Raw genomic sequence first — 6,768 nt, forward strand, 5'->3', positions numbered from 1 at the left:
TCGGGCAGAAACACCATCGCAACAACGATGATACCGATGCCACCCAGCCATTGCAGGATACCGCGCCACAGCAGCAAACCCTTGGGCAGCTCTTCCAACCCTGACAAAACGGTCGACCCGGTTGTGGTCAGGCCAGACATCGCCTCAAAGAAGGCATCTACAAAGCGGGCTTCGGTTGCGCCGAAAAAGAAGGGCAATGCGCCAAAAATGGGCAGCGCAAGCCAGACACCTGTGGTCAGAAGAAAGGTTTGCTGAATGGTCAGCCCCTGCCGAAGACCATTCTGGCAACTGAGTGCGATCATGCCACCAACAAGGATGGTGATCAGGGCACATTCAGCAAAGACCGGCCAATGCCCACGCCCCTCGGCCAGATCGACCAGCATGGGCAGGATCATGGCCAGCCCAAGCACAGCCACAAGCAGGCCAATCACATATCCAACAGGGCGCACGTCGATCATCGCGCTCAGCGTTGGCGGGCCGCACGGGCGGTGTCAAGCATGTGACACCGCGCCGTCGGGTCAGTCTGTAAACGACCCGGGGCCGTACCGGGCCGGATTGACGTTTACAGATGCATCATGTCGCGGAACACATAGGCCGCGATATCGTCGCGGCGCAGGTTCATTGCGGCCAGCTCTTCGTCCGTTTTGGCATTCAGGGCTTCAATGCGTTTAAAGCGGCTCTCCGCAGCGGCCGACATGGCGGCGGAGTGGCCCAGAGCAACGAAGAAATCGGTAATCCGGTCGACGATCGCGCTCAGAATAGAAGTGTTGGAGTGGGTGACATAAGCCATTGGGATACCTCGCATATCATGCGTTAAACTGTGTCCTCCCGTTGACTGGAACATAGGCGCCCAACCGCAAAAACACCAATGCCGATACTGCATGGCCGCCTTGCGCAATTGTAGGCTGTAAGGCGGGGGTGTCCCCCGCCGAAACGGAAAAGGCGCGCCTGAAACAGCGCGCCTTTATGCAGCGTAAGGCGGAGGTGTCCTCCGCCCAGCCGACCGTCAGCCGACGTGGAAAAGGGTCTGGAACAAACGCGGGTCGATACTGTCGCCCGCAAACGTATCCCCTTCGGTCAGGACCGATACAGCGTCATGGCTGTGCAGGCTTTCCTGGTGGCTGGCCACCACGCGGAAATCCCCGATGCGCACATCGGCCAAAAGCTGTTCACTGAACAGGCGGGCGGCATCCTCGACAAAGATCGGGTTGGCCGCGTTCAACTCGGCAAAGGCCTGTTCATCTTCACGCTTGACCATCACTTGCGTCTCGGTCGGAACGGCACGACGGCACGCATCGATCAGGTCCTCGAACCACAGCGTGTCCGCATCATCCTCAAGGGCGACAGAGATACGTGCAACCGACCGTTGCGAATGGGGCGTCGCCAACTGCCCGCGGGTCGCACGAGCGTGCTCACTCAATTCCAAGGAACATGGACAAGTCGACGAATAGACATAGTCAAGATGCACGATGCGCTTGCGCACGCCCGCCTGCTCGACCAATTCCAGCGCGATGTCGTAGTATTGATACCCAGACAAGCCAGACCGCAGGCTTTCAACCTGCACCGGCATGCTGAACCGCATTTGAATACGCGCGTCAAAGCTATCGAGATCAGCCTTGTAATCGTCCAAAGCCGCCTCGATCACCCCAAAGGAAAACGTCGCTTCGGCATGTTTGTAGAAGGACCGCATGATGCGGGACATGTTGATGCCCTTCTTGTCGGCCTCAAGGCTGACCGTGCCCGTCACGGACGTTTCCAACGTCAGGGGCGCGCCGTCACGACTCTCAATGCGCAATGGCAGACGGAAATTCGAGATGCCCACATGCTGGATACGTGTCTTTGCCCCCCGGATCAGGCTGGATGGCCCGTTTTGCAGGTCTGGCAACGTGTCCTTGTATCCTTCGTCCACGTTGAACCCGTCGGGGTATTCGCGGGAAAAGGCCGGGTACTCGACTCCATCGCTGCCCGGCACAAGCCGCGCGACCGATGGGTCGAGTTCGATAATGTCAGTTGTTGTGGCGTTCTTGGCCCAGCGGCGGAGTAGATCCAGTGCTGCTTCGGCCTCGTCACGTTCGGGTATTGCGGTGATGTCGGGCGTATGAATGTTCATAAAGTAGCCCCCCTTTCTGTCTGCGTGCCAAAGGTAGGTAAGCCGCCTTTGGCACATTTCCAATATTGCTAACAGTTACGTGTGAACCTGCAACATGGATGACAATTAAAAGGGGGCGATGTCAGGTTTTGGCACCATCGCCCATTTGTGCATTATTGTGCCTTTTCCAAGGCTTGTAGGATATCCGCAACCAGATCATCACCATGCTCGATCCCCACGGACATGCGCACAAGACCGGGTGTAATGCCCAGCGCGTCCTTCTGATCCTGCGGCAAACGCTGGTGCGTCGTTGTCGCCGGATGGGTGAGAATCGACTTGGCGTCGCCGAGGTTGTTCGAGATCACGGGGATCGTCAGGGCGTTGAGGAAACGGAACGCAGCCTCCTGCCCGCCGGCAAGATCGAGCGACAGGACCGTCCCCCCGGCCCCGCCCATCTGGCGCGCGACCAAATCATGCTGTGCGTGGCTGGAATGACCCGGATAAATCACGCGCTCCAGTGCATCATGCCCTTGCAACGCCTCGGCCAATTGCAAGGCAGACGCGGCCTGCGCACGCACGCGCAACTCCAGCGTCTCAAGCCCCTTCAACATCACCCAAGCCGTGAACGGCGACATCGATCCTCCGGTGTGCTTCATGTAGGGTTCAACCGTTTTGCGAATGAACTCCTCGGTCCCAAGGATCACACCACCAAGGGCACGCCCCTGCCCGTCCACGTGTTTCGTTGTGGAATAGATGACAACATCCGCGCCTTCGGCAATCGCGTTGGAAAAGACCGGCGTGGCAAAGACATTATCGACCAGAACCGTCGCGCCCACGGCATGGGCCAGTTCCGATACGGATTTGATGTCGACCACTTCCAGGGTCGGGTTCGAGATGGATTCGAAGAAAACGGCCGTGGTGCCCGGCGTGATCGCTGCGCGCCAAGCCTCAAGATTGGTGCCGTCCACAAACTCGACCTCGACCCCGTAGCGGGTCAACACCTCTTCCAACACGTAAAGGCACGACCCGAACAGTGCCCGCGCCGACACAACCCTGTCCCCGGCCTTCAGCATGGAAATCAAGGCGCCAGACACAGCCGCCATGCCGGAGGCGGTGGCGAAACCGTCCTCGGCCCCTTCAAGCATCGCCATACGCTCTTCGAACATCCGCACTGTCGGGTTGCCGTAGCGGGCATAGATAAACTCGTCCTCGCCTGCTGCCTCGAACCGCTGTGCGGCCTGCTCGGGACTGTCATAGACAAAGCCTTGTGTCAGAAAGATCGCTTCGCTCACCTCGCCATATTGGCTGCGGCGGACGCCGCCATGGACGGCACGGGTGCGGGCATTCCACTTGTCGGACATGTTCAAACTCCATCGCGGGCCTGAAAGGGGTCAGGCCACAAAAAACCCCCAGACGCGGGTCAAGCGAAAGGGGGGCTTTCATCCTGACCTTTTAGCGGAAATGTTTAACGTGGCCCGCAATCCGGTAACAAATCGCCACGTCGGTGGATTACGCCTGCCCGCCGGGGGCGTCAACACCGTCACGGTGCTGTAACTTAAATTTCATGCCTGCGTCATATGCCTAGAGCATAGGAGCCCCACAAAATGTGGTAGGAGGTGCAGCATGCCCATCCTGAGACTGAACGCAGGCCCGGACGGGCTTGTGCTGCATGGCTCTCCGGCCCCGGCCCTGCCCGCCCTGCGAAACGCAGCACGAGGCAGCGGCCCAATTATCATCCTAATCCACGGCTTCAAATACGACCCTGACACACCACGCTTTTGCCCCCATGGTCGTATCTTCGGACGCACACGCCACCCTGAAAGCGTGCACCATACACAGTGGCCACGTCCGTTAGGATTTGCTTGCGGTCATGCGGATGAAGGGTTGGCAGTCGCCTTTGGCTGGCGCGCCCGCGGCAACCTGTGGCGGGCACAACGCTCGGCGTGGGCGGCAGGTGTCGCATTGGCGCAGGCGATCCATACAATCCGCACCGTTGCGCCCTGCCGCCCGATCCACGCCATCACCCATTCCATGGGGTCCGAGGTGATCTTCGAAGCACTGCATCATCTGCCTAACCAAGCCGTACAGCGCATCATCACAATCACAGGCGCAAGCTATGCCAGCGTCGCGCAAGCGGCGATGGAAACGCCAGCAGGCCGGACTGCTGAATTGCTGAATGTGACCAGCCGTGAAAACGACGCGTTCGATGCCATGTTCGAAAAGCTGATCCCCGCGGATGTGCCACAGGACCACGCGATCGGGGCGGGCATTGACCTGCCAAATGCGGTTACGCTGCAATTGGATTGTCCACGCACATTGGCCGCGCTCACCCGGTTTGGGGGCCACATCCACATGCCCAAGCGCCGGGTCTGTCACTGGTCGGGCTATACCCGGCCCGGCGCATTGCAGTTCTATGCCCGTGCTCTGCGTTACCCCGAAGAGCTGGAATTTCAGGCCCTGCAAGACGCCCTCCCGGATGCCTCTGCCCCCCGCTGGTCGCGCATTTTTGCGATGCCGGACAGTCCATCACACTTGCTTGGTTGGCAGAAAACCGCATCATGACCGCCGGACTGCCCGGAGGACTGCATGATCGACCTGTACTATTGGCCCACTCCAAATGGCTGGAAGGTCTCAATTGCGTTGGAAGAATTCAGACTTCCCTACAACGTCCACCTCATCAACATCGGCGCAGGCGATCAGTTCAAACCCGATTTTCTAAAGATCGCCCCAAACAATCGGATGCCCGCTATCACCGACCCTGACGGGCCGGACGGTGCGCCGATCTCAGTCTTTGAAAGCGGCGCGATCCTGCAATATCTGGCGCGCAAGACTGGTCGGTTCGGGGGCAAGTCCGAACGGGAACGAATTGCAGTCGATCAATGGCTGATGTGGCAGATGGGCGGCGTTGGCCCGATGGCAGGTCAAACCCATCACTTTCTAAAGTACGCGCCACAGATGGGGCACGATATTCCCTATGCCAAGGATCGGTATCGGAACGAAACCGCACGCCTCTACGGTGTGCTGGACCGGCAATTGGCACAGAATGAATATGTGGCCGGGGACTATTCCATCGCTGACATGGCGATCTGGCCCTGGGCGTCTTTGTGGGAAGGTCAGGAGCAAACCCTGGACGACAAGCCGAACCTGGCGCGCTGGTTGGAAACGGTTGGCAGCCGACCGGCTGTGCAGCGGGGACATGCGCTGCATCTGGACCTGCGCACAACCAAGCAAAGCAAGTCGGCACAAGACACTTTGTTCAACAAAAAGAAGTGATCAAGACGCTCTGGGGGGAGACAAAACATGTTCATGGTCAGCGACTACGTGGCTCCGGAGGCAGTGATACTGTCCGCCGGTGCCGTCTTTACCATCGGCTATCTGATCACAAACCAGATCGTTCTGCGCCTCATGATCCTGCTGGGGACCTGCCTTTATACCTATTACTATTTCACCGCCGCAGACACGCCGTTGTGGGAAGCGATTTATACGTCGATGGTCATGGGCACCGCGAACCTGATCGGTCTGGGCAGCTTGCTCTGGCATCGCTCAAGCCTGGCCGTGCCTGCAGCACATCGCGACATCTACCCCCTGTTCGAAGGACTGCCACCCGGCGACTTCCGTGATCTTGTCAAACGTGCACGCCGGCACGTGCTGGATGAACGGACGCAGGTGACAACCGAAGGGGTCCAACCGGATAAGCTGTACTACGTGATTTCCGGCCCCATCCATATCACCAAACGGGGGGAGCGGTTCACAATGCCACCCAACCTGTTCGTAGGCGAGGTTGCCTATGCCACCCACCAAACAAGCGCCGCCACAACCCGTCTGGATGCAGGCAGCGAGGTGTTGGAATGGGACGTGGCCGAGCTGCGCAAACGGGCCGAAAAAAACTCGCGCTTTGCGCTGGCAATCGAGGCGATGATCACCAAGGATTTGGCGCTCAAAGTTGCATTTGCCGTAGCACCCCATTCCGGGGATTGGAACGAAGACGCGGCAAATGCACGGCCCGTGCGGGCCTAAGCGCCCTCTGCATCCTCGTCTTCGTCAGAGATCATGTGATCCTGCAGCGCCGCGAACTGCAGAAAGATGAATGCCATCATCGCAATCGGAAATCCGAAGGTTTCAATCTTGACCCACGCATCCGTGGACATGGTCCGCCAGATAACTTCGTTCGCTACTGCCAACGTGGCAAACATTGCACACAGCCTGCGGGTCAGGATCATCCACCCCTCGTGCCGCATGGGCACCGCATCACTCAGCACATAGGCCAGCCAGCTTTGCCCGCGCAGCAGGCCGATCCCCAGAAGCAGCGCGAACACACCGTAGACAATGCTTGTCTTCATCTTGAAGAACCGTTCGTCATTGAACCACGCGGTGAGCGCACCAAAGAAGATGACCATGAACGCGGTGAAAATCTGCATCCGGCTCAGCTTGCCAGTCAGGGCCCACAACACAGCCATAGCGATCAATATGATGGGCACGAAGATCAGCGTGGCGACGATAAAGCCGGAATACTCGGTTCCCGCAATCTCGTAGGTGTTGTCGCGGATGCGCAGGTAGATCAGGAAAAAGACCAGCGGTGGTCCCAGTTCCAGCACCTGTTTCAGCAGGGGATTGATCTCGCGCGCGTCTGCCATGCTCTTCCTTACGTTATCCGCCCATCTCGACGATGACCGCCCCGG

Annotated in this window: 8 protein-coding genes and 1 riboswitch; of the genes, 3 read left to right on the top strand and 5 right to left on the bottom strand. The window is 58.8% G+C overall.

Annotation, left to right across the window (positions count from 1 at the left end):
* The 4 genes from AC6RA8_RS19990 to metZ form a co-directional block, all read right to left on the bottom strand.
* On the bottom strand, positions 1-458 hold a 458-nt coding region (locus tag AC6RA8_RS19990), incomplete at its 3' end, for a potassium transporter TrkG (protein WP_500355217.1).
* A 104-nt stretch (positions 459-562) separates the two neighbouring features.
* Entirely contained in the window at positions 563-790 is a 228-nt protein-coding gene (locus AC6RA8_RS19995; protein ID WP_500355219.1) for a DUF1127 domain-containing protein, read from the bottom strand.
* 216 nt (positions 791-1,006) lie between these two features.
* A complete protein-coding gene (folE2, locus tag AC6RA8_RS20000; protein WP_500355220.1) occupies positions 1,007-2,110 on the bottom strand; it encodes a GTP cyclohydrolase FolE2 in 1,104 nt (367 codons plus the stop codon).
* A gap of 152 nt (positions 2,111-2,262) precedes the next feature.
* A complete protein-coding gene (gene metZ, locus AC6RA8_RS20005) occupies positions 2,263-3,450 on the bottom strand; it encodes an O-succinylhomoserine sulfhydrylase (RefSeq protein ID WP_500355222.1) in 1,188 nt (395 codons plus the stop codon).
* 71 nt (positions 3,451-3,521) lie between these two features.
* Positions 3,522-3,599: riboswitch (SAM riboswitch) on the bottom strand.
* Positions 3,600-3,712: 113 nt separating this feature from the next.
* Between metZ and AC6RA8_RS20010 the strand changes: the two genes are divergently transcribed.
* From AC6RA8_RS20010 to AC6RA8_RS20020, 3 genes are read left to right on the top strand one after another with little or no spacing between them, the layout of a single operon-like run.
* Positions 3,713-4,651 carry an alpha/beta hydrolase gene (locus tag AC6RA8_RS20010; protein ID WP_500355224.1) on the top strand — a complete coding sequence of 313 codons (939 nt, stop codon included), beginning with the start codon at positions 3,713-3,715 and terminating at the stop codon, positions 4,649-4,651.
* Between the two features lie 24 nt (positions 4,652-4,675).
* Positions 4,676-5,362, top strand: coding sequence for a glutathione S-transferase N-terminal domain-containing protein (locus AC6RA8_RS20015; RefSeq protein ID WP_500355226.1), 687 nt, complete (start codon positions 4,676-4,678; stop codon positions 5,360-5,362).
* A 27-nt stretch (positions 5,363-5,389) separates the two neighbouring features.
* Complete coding sequence (locus AC6RA8_RS20020; RefSeq protein WP_500355227.1) at positions 5,390-6,106, top strand: cyclic nucleotide-binding domain-containing protein; 717 nt, start codon at positions 5,390-5,392, stop codon at positions 6,104-6,106.
* Here the strand turns inward: AC6RA8_RS20020 and AC6RA8_RS20025 are convergent.
* The gene (locus tag AC6RA8_RS20025; protein ID WP_500355228.1) at positions 6,103-6,723 is read right to left on the bottom strand and encodes an inner membrane-spanning protein YciB; all 621 of its coding nucleotides are present in this window, start codon (positions 6,721-6,723) and stop codon (positions 6,103-6,105) included. The two genes, AC6RA8_RS20020 and AC6RA8_RS20025, sit on opposite strands and share 4 nt — an antisense overlap.
* Between the last annotated feature and the right edge of the window lie 45 nt (positions 6,724-6,768).

It is taken from the genome of Tateyamaria sp. (assembly GCF_059783535.1).